This is a genomic window from Vibrio paracholerae, from assembly GCF_037672085.1.
Taxonomy (GTDB): domain Bacteria; phylum Pseudomonadota; class Gammaproteobacteria; order Enterobacterales; family Vibrionaceae; genus Vibrio; species Vibrio cholerae.
Genome location: NZ_JBBHLM010000002.1, coordinates 1,733,451 through 1,752,620, shown reverse-complemented (window position 1 = coordinate 1,752,620; position 19,170 = coordinate 1,733,451). Strand labels below are relative to the sequence as shown.

Annotated in this window: 14 protein-coding genes and 1 riboswitch; of the genes, 8 read left to right on the top strand and 6 right to left on the bottom strand. The window is 48.8% G+C overall.

Annotated elements, in window-relative coordinates:
- Nucleotides 1-71: 71 nt before the first annotated feature.
- From topA to R4537_RS13055, 4 genes are all read left to right on the top strand, one after another.
- A complete protein-coding gene (topA, locus tag R4537_RS13070) occupies nt 72-2,702 on the top strand; it encodes a type I DNA topoisomerase (protein WP_000520432.1) in 2,631 nt (876 codons plus the stop codon).
- 792 nt (nt 2,703-3,494) lie between these two features.
- Nucleotides 3,495-4,712, top strand: coding sequence for a glucose-1-phosphate adenylyltransferase (gene glgC, locus R4537_RS13065; RefSeq protein ID WP_002032549.1), 1,218 nt, complete (start codon nt 3,495-3,497; stop codon nt 4,710-4,712).
- Nucleotide 4,713: 1 nt separating this feature from the next.
- Nucleotides 4,714-6,168, top strand: a complete 1,455-nt coding sequence (gene glgA / locus R4537_RS13060; protein WP_071178405.1) for a glycogen synthase GlgA — start codon at nt 4,714-4,716, stop codon at nt 6,166-6,168.
- A 187-nt stretch (nt 6,169-6,355) separates the two neighbouring features.
- The gene (locus R4537_RS13055) at nt 6,356-7,174 is read left to right on the top strand and encodes an alpha/beta fold hydrolase (protein ID WP_000097999.1); all 819 of its coding nucleotides are present in this window, start codon (nt 6,356-6,358) and stop codon (nt 7,172-7,174) included.
- A 4-nt stretch (nt 7,175-7,178) separates the two neighbouring features.
- Here R4537_RS13055 and R4537_RS13050 read toward each other — a convergent pair whose 3' ends face one another.
- From R4537_RS13050 to elyC, 6 genes are all read right to left on the bottom strand, one after another.
- Nucleotides 7,179-7,490 (bottom strand): putative signal transducing protein, encoded by a 312-nt coding sequence (locus tag R4537_RS13050; RefSeq protein ID WP_071178404.1) that lies wholly within the window; start codon nt 7,488-7,490, stop codon nt 7,179-7,181.
- Nucleotides 7,491-7,523: 33 nt separating this feature from the next.
- Entirely contained in the window at nt 7,524-8,213 is a 690-nt protein-coding gene (locus tag R4537_RS13045) for a TVP38/TMEM64 family protein (RefSeq protein ID WP_033928611.1), read from the bottom strand.
- Nucleotides 8,214-8,233: 20 nt separating this feature from the next.
- Nucleotides 8,234-8,389 (bottom strand): hypothetical protein, encoded by a 156-nt coding sequence (locus R4537_RS13040; RefSeq protein WP_175463838.1) that lies wholly within the window; start codon nt 8,387-8,389, stop codon nt 8,234-8,236.
- Nucleotides 8,390-8,569: 180 nt separating this feature from the next.
- On the bottom strand, nt 8,570-9,157 hold the full coding sequence (locus R4537_RS13035) for a TfoX/Sxy family DNA transformation protein (protein ID WP_071178403.1): 588 nt from the start codon (nt 9,155-9,157) through the stop codon (nt 8,570-8,572).
- Between the two features lie 113 nt (nt 9,158-9,270).
- Nucleotides 9,271-9,357, bottom strand: a riboswitch (cyclic di-GMP riboswitch).
- Nucleotides 9,358-9,514: 157 nt separating this feature from the next.
- On the bottom strand, nt 9,515-10,525 hold the full coding sequence (purR, locus tag R4537_RS13030; RefSeq protein WP_000201016.1) for an HTH-type transcriptional repressor PurR: 1,011 nt from the start codon (nt 10,523-10,525) through the stop codon (nt 9,515-9,517).
- Nucleotides 10,526-10,871: 346 nt separating this feature from the next.
- Entirely contained in the window at nt 10,872-11,693 is an 822-nt protein-coding gene (elyC, locus tag R4537_RS13025; protein ID WP_000462424.1) for an envelope biogenesis factor ElyC, read from the bottom strand.
- A 116-nt stretch (nt 11,694-11,809) separates the two neighbouring features.
- Between elyC and cmoM the strand changes: the two genes are divergently transcribed.
- The 4 genes from cmoM to mukB are packed head-to-tail and all read left to right on the top strand — an operon-like array spanning nt 11,810 to nt 19,116.
- Nucleotides 11,810-12,592 carry a tRNA uridine 5-oxyacetic acid(34) methyltransferase CmoM gene (cmoM, locus tag R4537_RS13020; RefSeq protein ID WP_071178402.1) on the top strand — a complete coding sequence of 261 codons (783 nt, stop codon included), beginning with the start codon at nt 11,810-11,812 and terminating at the stop codon, nt 12,590-12,592.
- Between the two features lie 11 nt (nt 12,593-12,603).
- A complete protein-coding gene (gene mukF, locus R4537_RS13015; protein ID WP_071178401.1) occupies nt 12,604-13,941 on the top strand; it encodes a chromosome partition protein MukF in 1,338 nt (445 codons plus the stop codon).
- Nucleotides 13,922-14,644: a chromosome partition protein MukE gene (gene mukE, locus R4537_RS13010; protein WP_000099361.1), complete on the top strand. Its 723-nt coding sequence runs from the start codon at nt 13,922-13,924 to the stop codon at nt 14,642-14,644. Before mukF ends, mukE begins: the two co-directional genes overlap by 20 nt.
- Complete coding sequence (gene mukB, locus R4537_RS13005) at nt 14,641-19,116, top strand: chromosome partition protein MukB (RefSeq protein WP_071178400.1); 4,476 nt, start codon at nt 14,641-14,643, stop codon at nt 19,114-19,116. Before mukE ends, mukB begins: the two co-directional genes overlap by 4 nt.
- Nucleotides 19,117-19,170: the final 54 nt, after the last annotated feature.

Below are 19,170 nucleotides of genomic sequence, written 5' to 3'. Positions count from 1 at the left end.
AAAAAAGAATTACATTTTAGAACGTCATGCGATTTAAATCGCGCCAAATGATGAAGGACAATTGAGTCAATATGGGTAAATCACTCGTTATCGTCGAGTCGCCAGCCAAGGCTAAAACCATCAATAAGTATCTTGGTAAAGACTTTATCGTGAAATCCAGTGTGGGACACGTGCGTGATCTGCCTACAGCAGGGCAAACGGCCACACCGACCGGTAAAGCGGCGGCAGCATCGACTAAGAAAGCATCTACTACTGATAAAGAGCAGCAGAAGCGTGAAAAAGAACGCGCAGCGCTGATCAAAAAGATGGGTGTCGATCCGTATCACGGCTGGCAAGCCAATTACCAAATTCTGCCCGGTAAAGAGAAAGTGGTGGCTGAGCTGCAAAAGCTCGCGAAAGACGCTGACAGCGTTTATCTCGCAACCGACTTGGACCGCGAGGGAGAAGCCATCGCTTGGCACCTTCGTGAGATCATCGGTGGCGATGAAAAGCGATATAAACGAGTGGTATTTAACGAAATCACCAAAAACGCCATTCAGCAGGCTTTTAAGCAGCCAGGTGAACTGAATATGGATGGCGTTAACGCTCAACAAGCACGCCGTTTCATGGACCGCGTGGTGGGCTTTATGGTCTCACCACTGCTGTGGAAAAAAGTGGCGCGTGGCCTTTCTGCCGGTCGCGTACAGTCTGTCGCCGTGAAACTTCTGGTTGAGCGTGAACGCGAAATCAAAGCGTTTGTTCCGGAAGAGTTTTGGGACATCAATGCCGATACCTTGACCGCAGACAAGCAAGATTTTCGCCTATTGGTGGCCCAAAAAGACGGTTTAGCTTTCAAGCCCGTGAACGAAACGCAAGCCCTGGCGGCGGTTGCTGCGCTCAATAAAGCGCAGTACGAAGTGTGCAAACGCGAAGACAAACCGACCACCAGTAAACCGAGTGCGCCTTTTATTACGTCAACCCTGCAGCAAGCCGCGAGTACTCGCCTTGGCTATGGGGTGAAAAAGACCATGATGCTCGCTCAGCGCTTGTATGAAGCGGGTTACATCACCTATATGCGTACCGATTCAACCAACTTGAGTGCGGAAGCGGTCGAGAATCTGCGTGGCTACATCACCAAGCATTACGGTGAGGCGTATTTGCCAAGCCAGCCAAATGTGTATGGCAGCAAGCAAAATGCCCAAGAGGCGCACGAAGCGATTCGTCCTTCGGATGTGACTGTCACCGCCGACGATCTGGAAGGAATGGAAGCGGATGCACACAAACTGTATGCCCTGATTTGGAATCAGTTTGTGGCTTGTCAAATGACACCTGCGCAATACGATTCCACGACAGTCAGTGTAAAAGCGGCAGAGTACACCCTGAAAGCGAAAGGTCGTATCCTCAAGTTTGATGGTTGGACTCGCGTACAGCGCCCGTTGGGTAAAAACGAAGATCAGATCCTGCCTCCGGTGAAGGTCGGTGATAGCCTAAAGCTTGTCAGCTTAGATCCGAAACAGCACTTTACCAAACCGCCAGCGCGTTACACGGAAGCGGCATTGGTGAAAGAGTTGGAAAAGCGTGGCATTGGTCGCCCATCGACGTATGCATCGATCATTTCCACCATTCAAGACCGTGGCTATGTGAAAGTCGATCAGCGCCGTTTCTTCGCGGAAAAAATGGGTGAAATTGTCACCGATCGTCTTGATGAGAATTTTGACGACTTGATGAACTACGATTTTACCGCGCGTATGGAAGAGAAACTCGATCAAATCGCCGAAGGTGAAGTGAACTGGACAGCAGTACTGGATGAGTTCTTTGCTGATTTCAGTCGCGACCTCGAAACGGCGGAGCAAGATGAAAGCTTAGGTGGCATGAAGCCTAATCACATCGTGATGACCAACATTTTGTGTCCGACCTGTTCGCGTCCGATGGGGATTCGTACAGCATCGACTGGGGTGTTTTTAGGCTGTTCTGGCTATGCATTACCGCCGAAAGAGCGCTGCAAAACCACCATCAACTTAGGTGACGAAGAAGGGGTGATCAACGTTCTCGAAGAGGATGTCGAAACCGCAGCACTGCGTGCTAAGAAGCGTTGCCCAATTTGTGAAACGGCGATGGATGCGTATCTGATTGACGATAAGCGTAAGCTACATGTTTGTGGTAACAATCCGAACTGTGAAGGCTTTATCGTTGAAGAAGGCGAGTTCAAAGTCAAAGGCTATGAAGGCCCAACCGTCGAGTGTGATAAATGTGGCTCAGACATGGTGTTGAAAAATGGCCGCTTTGGTAAGTACATGGGTTGTACCAACGATGCTTGTAAAAATACGCGTAAGATCCTGAAAAATGGCGAAGTTGCACCACCGAAAGAAGAACCAGTGCATTTCCCTGAACTGCCTTGTGAAAATTCGGATGCGTATTTTGTGCTGCGTGATGGGGCATCAGGCCTGTTCTTTGCGGCGAGCAATTTCCCTAAATCGCGTGAAACGCGCGCGCCTTTGGTGGAAGAGTTGAAACGTTTTGCTGAGCGTTTGCCAGAAAAATACCAGTATCTGACTTCTGCTCCCGCGCATGACCCTGATGGCTTACCTGCTGTGGTGCGCTTCTCTCGTAAAGAGAAAGAGCATTATGTGCGTACCGAGACAGAGGGTAAACCTTCCGGTTGGATGGCGGTTTACCAAGAGGGTAAATGGTTGGTCACGGATAAACGCAAAAACGCGAAATAATCCGACTCATCCTTTGTTCAATCAAAATAAGACAAGGCAGCTTCGCTGCCTTGTCTTATTTTTGTATCAGGCTTTGCGAAGCAGTTCTGAGAAATACCAGATTGGTATTGATGCTTTTCATCATCAATTTGCCAGAGTGTGACTCACGAAAGAGTCTTACACTTTGATCCTGCCTACTATGAGATTAACCACTCAATCTGAGTCCTTTTATACCCTTCCTACTTGAAGCTGCAGCGGTGTTGGCTACGTTTGCTCACCCCAATCACATAGCTTATCTATGCTCATGGGGATGAACTCACTTGCCGCCTACCTGTAAATCCAAGTAGTTTGGGTATAGCGAGTTCTGGCGTTACCTTCTCGCAAACTTTGCGCCCCAGAACCCAACGCTCTTTCTCAGTCCGATATTTATCCGCTACGTATTCTTTTCTATGTATTGAGCGATTTTCTTCGCTAAATCATCATTTTCATTATTTAGGAGGTGGGCTGACATTCAGGCAGTTAATGTGCCGTGATGGCTGAATATGAGGTTTATGTCATTGAACCACCCCAAGAGTGTGAGTTGGAATAAGTCTTTTCCATCTCGTCTTGTTTCACCACTGAGATTTTAAGAAATTGATTGGTATTCGGCCAAGGATTCGATAACGTATAGCCAACCGATTGCATTGTTTATTCAGCACATTTGTGCTGGCTGTCGTACTGATGTTGCTGTCGGTTAGCATGGAGCGCCGAGCCAGAACCCCCAAGCAAAATTTCGTGGTTCGGCAAATATTATAAAAGAATGGAGAACAACACATGGCTGGAGTATTAGGCATGATTTTGGCGGGAGGAGAAGGGTCACGTTTGAAACCGTTGACTGAAACTCGTACCAAGCCGGCAGTTCCTTTTGGTGGAAGCTACCGTTTAATCGACTTTGCACTCAATAACTTCGTGAATGCCGATTTAATGCGGATTTATGTTCTGACGCAGTTCAAATCGCAATCGCTATACATTCATATGAAAAAGGGCTGGAATCTTTCTGGGATCACGGATCGTTTTATCGACATTATTCCTGCACAGATGCGTGATGGAAAACGTTGGTATGAAGGTACTGCCGATGCGATTTATCAAAACCTCCGTTTTGTTGAGATCGTCGCGCCAGATCAAGTCTGTATTTTTGGCTCAGACCATATTTACAAGATGGATATTCGCCAAATGCTCGATTTCCATCGCCGTATGGAAGCGGAATTGACCGTTTCTGCACTGCGTATGCCGATCAGCCAAGCCTCTCAGTTTGGTGTGATTGAAGTGGATGAAAACGGCAAAATGGTCGGTTTTGAAGAGAAACCGAGCAATCCCAAATCGATCCCCGGTGAGCCTGAGTGGGCACTGGTCTCGATGGGTAACTACATCTTCGAAGCGGAAACGCTCAGTAAAGAACTGCGTGAAGATGCTGAAAATAACCAGTCCAGCCATGACTTTGGCAAAGACATCATTCCGAAAATGTTCCCGCGCGGTAAAGTCTATGTATATGACTTCACGACCAACAAAATTAAGGGAGAGAAGGAATCGACCTACTGGCGTGATGTCGGAACCATCGAATCGTACTGGTCGGCACATATGGACTTACTCGACAAAGAGCCAGAATTTTCGCTATACAACCGCAGCTGGCCACTGCACACCTACTATCCTCCTTTGCCACCTGCGACGTTTGTGGATGTCAAAGACAAGAAAGTCAAAATCACAGATAGCTTGATCTCTGGGGGAAGTTATATCCAAGGATCAACCATTTATAAATCGGTTCTGGGTTTCCGTAGCAACATTGCTGCTGGCTCTTTTATTAGTGAATCTGTTATCTTGGGCGATGTAAAGATTGGAGCTGGCTGCACGATTAAGCGCGCCATTATCGATAAAGATGTCGAGATCGCCGCCGGTACCATCATTGGTGAAGATTTGGAACTGGACAGAAAGCGTTTCCACGTTTCCGATGAAGGGATTGTGGTGATTGCGAAAGGTAGTAAGGTAGGATTCTAGAATGGAACAATTCAACGTTTGGTTTACCGTTTCAGAAGTACAGGGGCTGGTAAAAAGTGGTGGCCTGGCCGATGTGGCAAAAGCGCTGCCACAAGCGTTGAAAGCGTTGCATCAGCAGGTAGCCATTGCGCTGCCTGCTTATCGTTCAGTACCGGGAAAGGAAGACGCAGAGTTAGTACTGGAAACAGAGCTGACACACTGGCCGCACACTCAGTATCGTGTTTTAAAATGCGAGCTAGACGGTGTGCCAATCTATCTAATTGATTGCCCTGCTTATTTTGACCGCCCGGCGCTGTATGCTGAGAATAATCAAGCCTATGCGGATAATGGTGAACGGTTTGGTTTTTTCTCTGCAGCGTGTTTGGACGTACTGCCGAAACTTGGTATTCAGCCTGACATCATTCATGCGAATGATTGGCACACAGGCTTAGTGCCTTTTTTGCTGAAAACCCGTTATCGCTATGACAGCTTTTTTGAGCAAGTCAAAAGTGTGCTGACGGTGCATAACGCGATTTTTAAAGGGATCTTTTCCTACCATCAATTAGAAGTCATTCCTGAGCTCAATTTATCGGGTATGGAATTTCTGCAATACGGTCACGATCACGTGAGCATGCTGCGGGCGGGGATCGCTTTTGCGGATAAAGTGAATGCGGTGAGTCCTAATTATGCGGCTGAGCTTTTAACGCCTCTTGGGGCTCACGGGCTGGTGGATGATTTTGTGCGCCGAGCGCGCGATTTACACGGTATTGTCAACGGTTGTGATTACAGTGAGTGGAATCCAAGAGCCGACCACTATCTGCCTGCGACCTACAACGATGAGCCTGAGTCGATGCGCAAGGGTAAAGTGCTGTGTAAAACGGCGCTGCAGGAAGAGTTACACCTGCCAGTTACCGATGTACCTCTGTTTGGTATGGTTTGCCGTTTAACGCATCAGAAAGGCTTTCATTACTTGTTGCCGATTTTAGAGCAGTTCCTGCGCAATAAAGTTCAAGTGGTGATTGTTGGTACTGGTGAACCGGAAGTCGCTGCGCGGCTGAATAAGATTGCTCATTTTCATAGGGCCAAGTTTGCGTTTGTCGAGACCTACAGTGAGCGTTTAGCGCACTGGGTTGAAGCGGGATCGGATTTCTTCTTAATGCCTTCTGAATTTGAAGCCTGTGGGCTCAATCAGATCTACAGCATGGCTTATGGCACTCTGCCTATTGTTCGTGAAGTGGGTGGCTTGAAAGATACGGTGAACGATTACGATAAATTCCCGGAGCGCGCGACAGGCTTTGGTTACCAAGAGCCCACGCCAGAAGCGCTATTGATTACTATGCAGCGGGCACTTCTGTTTTATCTGCAGCAGCCAGAAGAGATGCTGAAAGTACAACAACGTGCGATGCAGCAAAACTTCAGTTGGGAAGAGTCTGCCCAAGAGTATATGAAGATGTATCGGCTCGCGCGATTTGGCTAACGATATCACCGTCCGATTTGAAGCGGCAGCGGTGTGGGCTGCCACTCCAAATCGTTTGGGTCTATGAATCATTTCTCAGGCACCGCAAGGTGCCTTTTTTCTGTTTCACTCAACAGTTTCTTACAACTGGGGGGATTCTCTCGACTAAGATTATGGTAGTCTTGGCCTGCGTAATTAAGAGGTTTCAATGTCTTCCCCTATGACTGCCATTGCCGAAAAAGTGCTGTTTCACAAAACTTATCTTCACCCGACAAGTCAGGAGTGGGTGGTGTTCGTTCATGGTGCGGGGGGCAGCTCATCCATATGGTTCAAGCAGATCAAAGCGTATCGGCAACATTTCAATTTATTGCTGATTGATTTGCGCGGCCATGGGAAATCCAATCAGTTACTGAGAGACTGGATTGCCAATCGCTATACGTTTAAGACCGTGACGCTGGATGTACTGAAAGTGCTTGATCACTTGAAAATCCAGTCGGCGCATTTTGTGGGCATGTCGCTGGGTACCATCATAGTCCGTAACCTTGCTGAGCTTGCCACGCATCGGGTCAATTCTATGGTGCTTGGTGGCGCGGTTACACGGCTTAATGCTCGTTCGCAAGTGTTGGTTAAGCTAGGACATTTGAGTAAGCACCTCATCCCGTACATGTGGCTGTATCGCTTATTTGCTTATATAGTGATGCCGCAGCGTAGTCAAAAAGAGTCTCGCCATCTGTTTATTCGTGAAGCGCAAAAGCTCTGTCAGAAAGAATTTAAACGTTGGTTTACGTTAACCGCTGAGGTGAATCCGCTGATGCGTTATTTCCGCGACCGTGAATTGCCGATCCCAACCTTATATTTGATGGGAGAGAAGGACTACATGTTCATCCATCCGGTGAAAGAGATGGTGGCGCTCCACGCACAAAGTGAGCTGTATGAAATCCCAAACTGCGGTCATGTATGTAATGTCGAGCAGCCTGAGCTTTTTAATCAGCGTTCTATCGAGTTTATCCAGCGCCAAATCCGTTAATCCCTCACTGAGCGGTTTGGCTAAAACCACACTGCCAGCAGGCGGAAAATTGCCCTTCATGATGCTCCCCACACGCTGGGCATTGCCAGCATTCGGCGGGTGGGGGATTGAGAAATTCACGGATGATTTGCTGCGCTGCGGTTTGTTGCTCCGGTTTCTGTAGCCAAAGTGAAGGGGCGCTGCTGGAATCCATCGGGATCTCGCCGCGCAGCGCAAACAGCATTTCTCCACGCAACTCACACGCTATCCCTTGCTGATGCAAAAGCTGCATCAGCATGTGCGCTTCAAGCGGATGAGTAGCCGTGTAGATTTTCATTGTCCTTCCTAGCTTAATTTTACCAAGAGTGACTTACTTCACCGGCGATTGAGTGGCACGCTGCTGAACTTTGCCCATGAGCCATTTCACCACTATCGGAAATACGCCTAACAAAACGAATGAAGCGAGCACAGGGAGCGATACAATTTCGCCTAGGCTTGAGATTTCCGCCAGTTGAGTACCAGCATTGAGATACACCGCCGTACCTGGCAGCATACCAAGTTGGCTGACCCAGTAGTAACGCCAAGTGGAGATAGGTGTTAGCCCCATCACTAAGTTAATCAGGAAAAATGGAAAAATCGGGATCAGTCGCAGAGAGAGTAAATAAAACGCGCCATCTCGCTCAATACCTTGATTGATGGTTTGCAATTTATCAGCGAATTTAGCTTGCACCCAATCTCGCAATAAGAAGCGGCTACTGAGAAAGGCGAGAGTGGCACCAATGGTACTGGCAAAAGAAGCCAGCAGTAAGCTCAACCAAAAGCCAAATAGGGCAGCTCCCAACAAAGTCACGACCGTTGCGCCGGGGATTGAAAATGCGGTTAGGAGAACATACACCACAAAATAGATCAGTGCGGCTTGCAGCAAATGGGCATCAATATAATTCGCCAATTCGGCTTGTTTGGCTTTCGCGACATCCAGTGTGAGGTATTGGCTAAACTGTGTCACCAAGAGCGCGGCAATCGCAATCAAAACAATGGCGATGATGAGTTTTTTATACATTCGAGTACCTAGTCATTACTTTATGGTTTGTAGGGCGTGATATTGCCCGTTTTACTTGGCTCTTCAGCGGTATGGGCTATACGTTTCTTCACCCAATCATAGAGTGTCTCTGGTTTGATGTGGGTGCACACACTGACCGCCAACTTGTCACTCCAAGTCATTAGAGTATCGCTCATTACTCAAGTATATCGTCTGTAACTGAATTTACTGGAGATACATAGAGAGCCTAAAAGTAAAGACAGGCCAAAGGCCGTTTTTCTTTCAAAAAAATAACGCGCCACTTTGGACGCGTTATGAAATATAGGGTGTGTAAAAACACTGGATGATTACAGGCGTTGATGAACTCAAAATGAAACTCAGAGATGCCTTAATAGCTCATCACGACGATTTTGTGGGATCACCGACCAATGTTTACCTTCGATTGCGCCTTCTAGAGCCCATAGCAACTCTAAACTCACCTCTGCCGTGTGGGTTCGTTGAACCGCTTTATAAGCTTCGACAGAGCCAAGAGTGTGAAGAGACTCGACGGTTTCGATACCTGCTTTTTTGAGCATTCTTTCTGTTGCTAAACGCAAATTAGGAAGATCTTTCAAACGATCAGGTTTCGCTTGTGCTTGAGTTTCACGTTCGGCCTTAGCGACCTCTAGTGCTGCACGCGCTTCATTGAGGATAGAGTCTGGATGACTCCAACAATCTTCAGGTAGAGCGTAGTACTTAGTTACAACGGGGAAGCCACGTTTTTTGTAAACATAAGGTTCATAACCTTGCCGTTTATACTTTTCGATTGTGGCGTCATCTGCACGGATGTGCAGCGTATCGTTAACCACAAGCGCAAACATAGTTTCGTCGACGAAAATACCAAAGCCACCAAACATTGAACGAGATTTAACACGTCCTAGCTGCTCAAAGAGCCGCATTGAATCTTTTAATACTGGTTTATCCATGCTGTTAGTCTCGGAGTATTGTTACATACGCCACCAAGTCAGGTCCGAGAAAATTAGCGAAAGCATGCATTCATAGTGTCAATGATGAGTCAACATAGTGTATGCATTTTGCCATCGGTAACCCCGCTACCTACCACGTCTTCTGGTTTAGGCCGGAGGCTTTGCGTCCCACTCTTTCGAATGGTTTGCCCTGTGCGTGACATTTTCCTGATAAAAATTAATCATTCTTGGGTCATTCTCACATACTGATATTTCAAATGTGAGAATGAGCCCTACTAATAATACTCGCACTACATATGTTTTGTCATATTTATGTGACAAGCTTTCAAATATAGGCGTTATGAATTGTCAAGAAAGTTAGGATTTTGTCAAGTCTTTCACCGTGTCGCGCTCTACGATCTCCGGGTGCATTTCGAAAATACGGCGCTCGTGTTCTTTATCTTTAATGCGTTCTAGCAAAATTTCAAATGCGTTCTTACCCACACGACGCTTAGGTTGGTGCACTGTGGTCAGTGGTGGAGAGAAGTATTCTGCTAATTCGATATTATCGTAACCGATGACAGACATATCTTCTGGGATACGTATGCCTTTCTGTTGCAAACGGCTCATCAGACCTAATGCCATCGTATCGTTGAAACAGAATACCGCCGTGGGGCGCTTGTCCATCGCAATGATTTTATCCGCCGCTAAAACGGCAGTATCACACTCAAAGTTGCCTTCCAAGATCCAATCTTCATTGACGGTCAAATTGGCTTCCGCCATCGCGCGACGGAAACCTTGGATGCGCTCTTGGCATGCGGCTTTGACGAAGTGACCACTCAAACATGCAATCTCAGTGTGACCGCGATCGGTGAGATATTTGGTCGCGAGATAGCCGCCTTCTTCTGAGTTATCGATGATTTTATCGGCGTGTGACGTTTCTGGGCCCCAATCCATAACCACTTTTGGAATATCTTTGTGTCCATCCAACATATCTTGCAGCTCTTGGGTCAGGTCTGAACACATCACCAAAATGCCATCAACCCGTTTTTCGGCCAGCATGCGGATATAATCGCGTTGCTTTTCATAGATGCCGCCTGTGTTACACAGGATCAGCGTATAGCCTTGACGGTAACAGTAGCTTTCCACACCGTCGATGACTTCCGAGAAAAACAGGTTGGTGGATTGGGTCACTAACATACCAATCGTGCGAGTGGTATTGCACTTTAAGCTGCGTGCTACGGCACTTGGGGCGTAGTTTAGCTGCTTAACGGCTTCCATCACTTTCTCTTGGGTGGTTTCTGCCACAAAGCGAGTTTTATTGATGACGTGAGAAACAGTGGTAGTTGACACGCCCGCAAGGCGCGCCACATCTTTAATCGTAGCCATAGAGTGTTCCTGTCGATGACTGCTGCCAGCGAATAACATCGGTGGATTTAATCAGCAGAAGTAAGGCGAGACTGAGCGAATCTTCACACTCTGTGCGAGCACATGTCCAACACTATGCCGTACGTAAAGCGCTTCAATCACTATGCCTAAAGTAATAAACCTAAAGTAATAAAAAACAAAAACCGCCGAGAAACAGCGGTTTAAATATTTACTCGTTTTTATCGTTTGCGGATGGATTTTAGACTGCAAATCTCACCATCGCAACGAAATTCATTCATCAAACTATAAGACATTTCACAATTAATTCGTCCATCGTCTTCCTACGTATTCATTAATTCAATGAAAACTAAGGAGCGCTCGGTGTCTCTTCAACAACGGATGGGGTAAATTCAGGTTCACTGCGATCTCCTGCGATAGTATCTCGTAGGGTTTGCCACATCAGTCCTAACGTTTCATGCCAATACTGCTCGGTTTGCTCAAGATAACGCGCTCTTGGAATGTATTTATCCCAAGGTTGAACGATATTGAGGTGGCCTAAGTAATTAGTTGGAGCTGGGATCGGGTTTAAACCCGCTGATTCAAACTCGCGCATCGCACGTTTCATGTGGCTCGCTGAGGTGACTAACACCATACGTTTTTGTTGTACGAAAGCGGCCGCTTGGCGCGCTTCTTCCCAAGTATCTTTAGCGGTTTCTAGCAAAATGATATCCGATTTAGGTACGCCTAACGCCAAAGCGACACGCGCCATCATCCGAGCATGGCTAACTTCGCTACCGCCAGCGTAACCGGAGAGGATAAGTTTCGAACCCGGATACATACGACTAATACGAATGCCTTCTGTTAAGCGCATGAGCGCAGCACGAGTAAGTTCAGAGGTGGGGGGAATATCATCATCTATGACGTGGCCATTACCGAGCACCATGACGTAGTCAAGAGTACCTTCTACGGGTAAAAATGCCGTGTAAGTACGTTCAAGTGGCATCAACAAACGAGTCGCCACGGGTTGAAAGGAAACCAGAAATAACCCAGTGAGGGAGAACAACACTACTAGGCAGCCAGTTTTACGTTTTGCCGTGAACATGATCAGCATCAGGCCCACGAAACCAATGATCAGCAGCGCTGGCAGAGGCATCAACAGTGAAGAAAATATTTTTTTCAGCTCAAACATAGAGAAAACAGTCCGAAAAAACAGCACTTGATTATAAAAAGAGTCGAAGCCTCTTTATTCCTGCCATTCGTATGACAGAATAGCAGGCACGGTTCGTTATCATAACTCAAGCTACTGTGACAGAAGATCGCAATTTCGACGATATTGCCCACAAATTTGCAAAAAATATATACGGTTCTGACAAAGGTGAGATCCGCCAAGTCATTGTTTGGGAAGATTTGGAGCTGCTTCTCAGTCAACTGGGCACGCAAAAAGTTCCATTGCACGTACTCGATGCGGGTGGCGGCTTGGCGCAAGTATCGCAAAAAATCGCTCGCCTTGGGCATCGAGTGACACTCTGTGATCTTTCTTCGGAAATGTTGCAATTGGCCGAACAGGATATTGCAAACAATGGCCTGCTTGAGCAGTATCGCTTCGTCCATTCACCAGTGCAGACGATTCAAGCACACCTTGAGGCGCCCGTGGATTTGGTGCTGTTTCATGCGGTGATGGAATGGTTAGCGGAGCCCAAACCGGCGTTGCAAAATTTGTTGGCGCAAGTCAGACCGGGCGGCATGGTGTCGGTGATGTTTTACAACTATCACGGTTTGGTTTACAAAAACGCCGTGTGTGGCAACATTCCGCACGTGCTAGGGGATATGCCGCACCGCAAACGGTTTAAATTACAACCGCAGAAAGGCTTGCTCCCCGAAGAGGTCTACCAATGGATAGAAGAATCGGGTTTTGAGATCTGCGGGAAATCCGGTATTCGTTGTTTCAGTGATTACATCGGAAACATGAAAAATATGGGCGAATACCAGTATGAGGATTTGGTGGCACTGGAGCGCAAATTCTGCCGTCAGGAGCCTTACCTCTCATTGGGCCGATACATTCACGTATGGGCTAAGAAAAAACAATAACAGGACACACAATGAGTGAGTTTACTCAGGATACTGTGCAAAAGCCCATCGACGAACTCGTCACTTGGGTAAAACAGTATGACTTCTCATTGAATCTACCTACTGAGCGGCTGGCATTTTTGCTCGCGATTGCTGTGCTCAGTAATGAAAGATTTGATGAAGAGCTCGGAGAAGGGGAACTTCACGATGCATTCGCGATAGTGACGCGCTTGTTTGCAGAATCGGGAGAAGCCTCAGCCTTTCGGGCTAACAATGCGATTAATGATCTGGTCAAGCAGCGCTTACTAAGCCGCTTTACCAGCGAAATGACGGAAGGTGCCAGCATCTACCGTCTGACTCCTTTAGCGATCGGCATTACCGATTACTATGTTCGTCATCGCGAATTTTCCAAACTCAAACTATCCATCCAACTCTCTATGGTGGCGGATGAGATGGCGAAAGCCGTGGAATCCGCGCAGCAGGGCGGCGGTGTCGCCCATTGGCGCAAAAACGTGTTTGGCGTGCTCAAATATTCGGTGAGTGAAATCTTCGATCGCATCGACCTTAACCAGCGTGTGATGGATGAGCAGCAGCAATCGGTCAAAGAGCAGATTGCCGATCTGCTGAATAAAGATTGGCGCGATGCGATCAACAACTGTGAGGCCTTGCTGTCTGAGACTTCCGCCACACTGCGTGAGCTGCAAGATACCTTGCAAGCGGCAGGTGATGAGCTGCAAACGCAAATTCTCGATATTCAAGAGCGCGTCTATGGTGATCCTGAGCTTGAGTTTATCGAAGAGACGCTGTTTGCGCTGCAGATGAAGCTTGACCGCATCACGAGTTGGGGTCAGCAGTCGATTGATCTTTGGATCGGTTACGATCGCCACGTCCACAAGTTTATTCGTACCGCGATTGATATGGATCAGAACCGCGCGTTCAGCCAACGTCTGCGTCAGTCAATGAACGACTATTTTGAACAACCTTGGTATCTCACTTACGCCGATGCAGAACGTCTATCCGATCTGCGTGATGAAACCTTGACCCTGCGTGACGAAGAAGTTACTGGTCATGTGCCGACAGAAGTGGAATACGAAGAGCTGCAACAAGTGAACGATGAACTTGCGCAGCGGATTGGCGACATGCTGAAAGTGCATAAAGAGCAGGGCGCAGCGATTGATTTAGCCCTTGTGCTGCGTGATTACCTAACCAGCCATCCACGAACCCATCATTTCGATTTAGCCCGAATGGTTGTCGACCAAGCGGTAAGGCTAGGTTACTCCGAGTCCGACTACCGCGCTATCCAGCCTGACTGGACGGCGATCAACGATTTTGGCGCAAAGGTACAAGCGAATGTCATCGACCGATATTAATGAATACATGCCAGAGAATCTGGCCAAAGCGATTGCAAACCCGCTATTTCCAGCGCTAGACAGTTTGCTGCGCGCGGGGCGTCATGTTTCCAGTGACGATTTGGATAACCACGCCTTCCTGTCAGATTTTGAGCCGGATTTGGCGCTGTTTTATCAACGCTACCACACTGAACTGGTGCGCGCGCCGGAAGGTTTTTTCTATCTGCGTCCTCGTTCCACGTCGCTTATCAACCGCAGTGTGCTCTCTGAGCTGGATATGCTGGTGGGTAAAGTGCTCTGTTTCCTCTATTTGAGCCCTGAACGTTTAGCGCATGAAGGCATTTTCACTAACCAAGAGCTGTACGATGAGCTACTGACACTGGTGGAAGAGAAGAAGCTGATGAAGCTGGTGACCAACCGTGCGAGCGGATCGGATCTGGATCGCGAGAAGCTGTTTGAAAAAGTACGTACTTCGCTGCGTCGGTTACGTCGCCTCGGTATGCTGATCACCATTGGTGATACGGGCAAATTCCGCATCACTGAAGCGGTATTTCGTTTTGGTGCGGATGTGCGTTTGGGCGGTGATGTGCGTGAAGCGCAGCTGCGTCTGATCCGTGATGGTGAAGCCGTGGTACATACCCCAGAACCAAGCCAGCAAAGCCTGTTGGAAAACCCAACAGCTGAGTACGACGAAGAGCAAACCGAGTGGGAAGATGAAGCATGATTGAACGAGGTAAATATCAATCGCTAACCATGATCAACTGGAACGGCTTCTTTGCGCGTACCTTTGACATTGATAATTTAGTGACCACTTTATCCGGTGGTAACGGTGCGGGTAAGTCTACTACCATGGCGGCGTTTATCACCGCTTTGATCCCAGACCAAAGCCTGCTCCATTTCCGTAACACCACCGAAGCGGGGAGCTCGCAAGCGTCACGCGATAAAGGTTTGTACGGTAAGCTGCAAGCGGGGGCGTGTTACGCCGCGCTGGATGTGGTGAACTCACGTAACCAACGTTTACTGTTTGCGGTGAAGCTGCAACAAGTGGCGGGACGCGATAAGAAAGTCGATATCAAACCTTTCTTGATCCAAGGTTTGCCAAGCCATGTTAAACCGACCGATGTGTTGGTCGAAACCGTGTCCGACAAACATGCGCGTGTTCGCCAAATCAATGAAGTGAAAGATGCCGTGGGTCAAATTGAAGGCGCGCACTTCAAATCTTTCCCTTCGATTGTCGACTACCACGCACAGATGTTTGAATTTGGCGTGATCCCGAAAAAACTGCGTAACAGCTCAGACCGTTCAAAATTCTACCGTTTGATTGAAGCTTCGCTTTACGGCGGTATTTCCAGTGCAATCACCCGCTCACTGCGTGATTATTTGCTGCCACAAAATGGCGGCGTGAAGAAAGCGTTCCAAGATATGGAATCCGCGCTGCGTGAAAACCGCATGACGCTGGAAGCGATCAAGACCACGCAAGCGGATCGCGATCTGTTCAAACACCTGATCACCGAATCGACCAACTATGTAGCCGCAGACTACATGCGCCACGCCAATGATCGCCGTAACAAGGTGGAACAAACCTTGGCTCTGCGCGGTGAGCTGTTCTCTTCTCGTGAAACCCTGATTGAGCAAAACAGCTTGCTGAACCGTGTTCATGAAGAGTTAGAACTGCTGGTTGAGCAAGAGTCGGCGCTGGAACAAGATTACCAAGGCGCGTCTGACCACTTGCAATTGGTGCAAAACGCGCTGCGTCAGCAGGAAAAAATTGAACGCTATCAAGAAGATCTCGAAGAGCTGAATTTCCGCCTCGAAGAGCAGATGATGGTGGTCGAAGAAGCCAATGAACGAGTGATGCAGGCTGAAGAGCGTGCGATCATTAGCGAAGAGGAAGTCGATAGCCTCAAATCGCAATTGGCCGATTATCAGCAAGCCCTTGATGTGCAGCAAACCCGTGCACTGCAATATCAGCAAGCCGTGCAAGCGCTCGATAAAGCGCGCCGCTTACTGGATAGGCCAGAACTCACTGCGGAAAGTGCGCAAGCGTTAGCGACTCAACTGAAAGCGGAGCAGGAAACGCGCACCAGCGAACTGTTAGCACTCAAGCATAAGCTCGATATGTCTTCGGCCGCGGCGCAGCAGTTTAACCATGCCTTTGAATTGGTGAAACGCGTGCTGGGTGAGGTCGCGCGCAGTGAAGCTGCGAGCCAAGCGCAGCAAGTGATCCGCCAAGCGCGTGAAGCTCAGAATGTGCTGCAAAATGAAGCGCAGTGGCAAGCACAACAGCGTGACCTTGAGCGCCAACTTGAACAGCAACGCAGCGTGCGTGATCTGGCAACCCAATACCACAAACAACATAGTGTGGCCTTGGATGATGCCGCGACCGTCGAGCTAGAGCGTGAGCGCCACTCGGCACTCTTAGAAGAGCTGGAAACCGAGCAGGAAAACTGCCGTGAACAGCGTGGTCAGCTGCGCCATCAAGAGCAAGAGCTGCAAACGCAAATCGCCCGTTTTGAGTCGATTGCGCCTGCATGGATCAAAGCTAACGATGCGTTAGAAACGCTACGCGAGCAAAGTGGTGCAGAACTTGCCGATAGCCAGTCTGTCATGGCGCACATGCAGCAAGTGTTGGAGCTGGAAAAAGCCCAATCCATGGCGAAAGATAAGCTCGCCGAGCGCCGCGCGAAACTCGATAGCGAAATTGAGCGTTTAGCGTCTCCGGGGGGCTCTAACGATCCACGTCTAAAAGGGCTGGCAGATACGCTCGGCGGTGTGCTGCTGTCAGAAATCTATGACGACATCACCATTGATGATGCGCCGTATTTTAGTGCGATGTACGGCCCTGCACGTCACGCGATTGTGGTGTCAGATCTCTCTGGTATTAAAGAAAAACTGGTTGAACTGGATGACTGTCCGGAAGATCTCTACCTCATCGAAGGCGATGTGGATGCGTTTGATGACAGTTCATTCAATGCCGAAGAGCTGGAAGGCGCGGTGTGCGTTCAGCTTAATCAGCGCCAAATGCGCTACTCGCGCTTCCCAGCCATTCCACTGTTTGGCCGTGCGGCGCGTGAGCAGCGTTTAGAGCTGCTGCGTGAAGAGCGTGATGACGTGGTTGAGCAACACGCCAAAGCTTCGTTCGATTCGCAAAAGCTGCAACGTCTGTACTCGAGCTTCAACCAGTTTGTCGCGATGCACTTGCAAGTGGCGTTTGATGCTGATCCTGAACAAGCCTTGGCGAATGCGCGCGATAAGCGTAACCAACTGCTGCGTTCGATCAGCGAATTTGAAGCGCAAGAGCAGCAACTGCGTAGCCAGTTGCAAGCCAGTAAACAAGCGTTAGCTGCGCTAGACAAACTTGCGCCGCAAATGAGTCTACTTGACGAAGAGACGCTCGAAGCCCGTTACCAAGAGCTTGAAGAGAAACTGCAACAGCTGACTGAGGCAAAAGCCTTTATCGCGGCGCATGGCCGCACCATCAGCGAGCTGGAAAAAGTGGCGGCAGTACTCGATGCCGACCCAGAGCAGTTTGATGCGCTGGAGCAACAATACCAGCAAGCGGACCATGCACTGCAGCAACTCAAAGCGCAAATTTTTGCGCTGTCGGATCTGCTTGAACGCCGTCACCACTTTGCTTATTCCGACTCGGTGGATCTGCTCAACCAAAGCAGTGAGCTGAGTGAACAGCTCAAAGCGAAATTGGTGCAGGCGGAAAGTGAACGTACCCGCAGCCGTGAAGAGCTGAAACAGGCGCAAGCTCAGCTCAGCCAATACAATCAGCTGTTGGCATCACTGAAAAGTTCGCACCAAGCTAAGCTGGAAACGGTGCAAGAGTTCAAACAAGAGCTACAAGAGTTTGGTGTGCATGCTGACGAAGGTGCGATTGAGCGTGCTCAGCGTCGTCGCGATGAGCTGCAAGAACGTCTGCACACTTCGCGCAGCCGTAAGAGCGAATACGAACGCACCATCACATCTACTGAGCTGGAAATGAAAGCGCTGGTCAAGCGCATGAAGAAAGTCGAGAAAGATTATCAAGATCTGCGTACTTTCGTGGTCAACGCGAAAGCGGGTTGGTGCTCGGTACTGCGTCTGGCGCGTGAGAACGATGTTGAACGTCGTCTGCACAAGCGTGAGTTGGCTTACCTGTCTGCCGATGAACTGCGTTCAATGTCGGATAAATCCTTGGGTGCGCTGCGTCTCGCGGTCGCCAACAATGAAGATCTGCGCGATGCACTGCGTCAGTCGGAAGATAACTCACGTCCTGAGCGTAAAGTGCTGTTCTACATTGCGGTATATCAGCATCTGCGTGAGCGCATTCGTCAAGACATCATTCGCACCGACGATCCGGTCGAAGCGATTGAAGAGATGGAAGTGGAGCTGGCGCGTCTAACCGAAGAGTTGACTCAGCGTGAGCAACGTTTGGCGATCAGTTCAGATTCGGTAGCCAGCATCATCCGCAAAACTATTCAGCGTGAGCAAAACCGTATCCGCATGCTCAACCAAGGACTGTCGAACATCTCCTTTGGTCAGGTGAATGGCGTGCGCCTGAATGTGAAAGTGCGTGAGAGTCATGAAATCCTTTTAGCAGGATTGTCTGAGCAGCAAGCGCAACACAAAGATCTGTTTGAAAGCGCGCGTTACACCTTCTCAGAAGCGATGGCGAAGCTTTTCCAACGTGTGAACCCACACATCGATATGGGTCAACGTTCACCTCAAGTCTTGGGTGAGGAGCTTTTGGATTATCGTAACTACCTAGAGCTGAGTGTGGAAGTCAACCGTGGTTCGGATGGTTGGCTGCAAGCTGAGTCAGGAGCATTGTCGACCGGTGAAGCGATCGGTACCGGTCAGTCCATCCTGCTGATGGTGGTACAAAGCTGGGAAGAAGAGTCGCGTCGTCTGCGCAGTAAAGATATTGTGCCTTGTCGCCTGTTATTCCTTGATGAAGCCGCGCGACTGGATGCCAAATCCATCGCCACCTTGTTTGAGCTGTGTGAGCGTCTGGATATGCAGTTACTGATTGCAGCGCCAGAGAACATCAGCCCAGAGAAGGGCACCACTTACAAACTGGTACGTAAAGTGTTTAAAGATCACGAGCACGTACATGTGGTGGGGCTACGCGGTTTTGCGCAAACCGAAAAGCCAAAAACGGCGGAGCAGAAATTCGCCGAAGAATTGGCCAGTGAGCTAACCGATTAATCTGTGATTAATGTAAAAACGCCTTCCATTTGGAAGGCGTTTCTTTTTGCAGCT

Excerpts from the sequence above, each read along its gene's own strand:
- glgA (WP_071178405.1), top strand. The coding sequence starts at position 4,714 with ATGGAACAATTCAACGTTTGGTTTACCGTTTCAGAAGTACAGGGGCTG.
- mukB (WP_071178400.1), top strand. The coding sequence starts at position 14,641 with ATGATTGAACGAGGTAAATATCAATCGCTAACCATGATCAACTGGAAC.
- topA (WP_000520432.1), top strand. The coding sequence starts at position 72 with ATGGGTAAATCACTCGTTATCGTCGAGTCGCCAGCCAAGGCTAAAACC.
- elyC (WP_000462424.1), bottom strand. The coding sequence starts at position 11,693 with ATGTTTGAGCTGAAAAAAATATTTTCTTCACTGTTGATGCCTCTGCCA.
- R4537_RS13035 (WP_071178403.1), bottom strand. The coding sequence starts at position 9,157 with ATGGATAAACCAGTATTAAAAGATTCAATGCGGCTCTTTGAGCAGCTA.
- mukF (WP_071178401.1), top strand. The coding sequence starts at position 12,604 with ATGAGTGAGTTTACTCAGGATACTGTGCAAAAGCCCATCGACGAACTC.
- mukE (WP_000099361.1), top strand. The coding sequence starts at position 13,922 with ATGTCATCGACCGATATTAATGAATACATGCCAGAGAATCTGGCCAAA.
- R4537_RS13045 (WP_033928611.1), bottom strand. The coding sequence starts at position 8,213 with ATGTATAAAAAACTCATCATCGCCATTGTTTTGATTGCGATTGCCGCG.
- glgC (WP_002032549.1), top strand. The coding sequence starts at position 3,495 with ATGGCTGGAGTATTAGGCATGATTTTGGCGGGAGGAGAAGGGTCACGT.
- R4537_RS13040 (WP_175463838.1), bottom strand. The coding sequence starts at position 8,389 with ATGAGCGATACTCTAATGACTTGGAGTGACAAGTTGGCGGTCAGTGTG.
- purR (WP_000201016.1), bottom strand. The coding sequence starts at position 10,525 with ATGGCTACGATTAAAGATGTGGCGCGCCTTGCGGGCGTGTCAACTACC.
- R4537_RS13055 (WP_000097999.1), top strand. The coding sequence starts at position 6,356 with ATGTCTTCCCCTATGACTGCCATTGCCGAAAAAGTGCTGTTTCACAAA.
- R4537_RS13050 (WP_071178404.1), bottom strand. The coding sequence starts at position 7,490 with ATGAAAATCTACACGGCTACTCATCCGCTTGAAGCGCACATGCTGATG.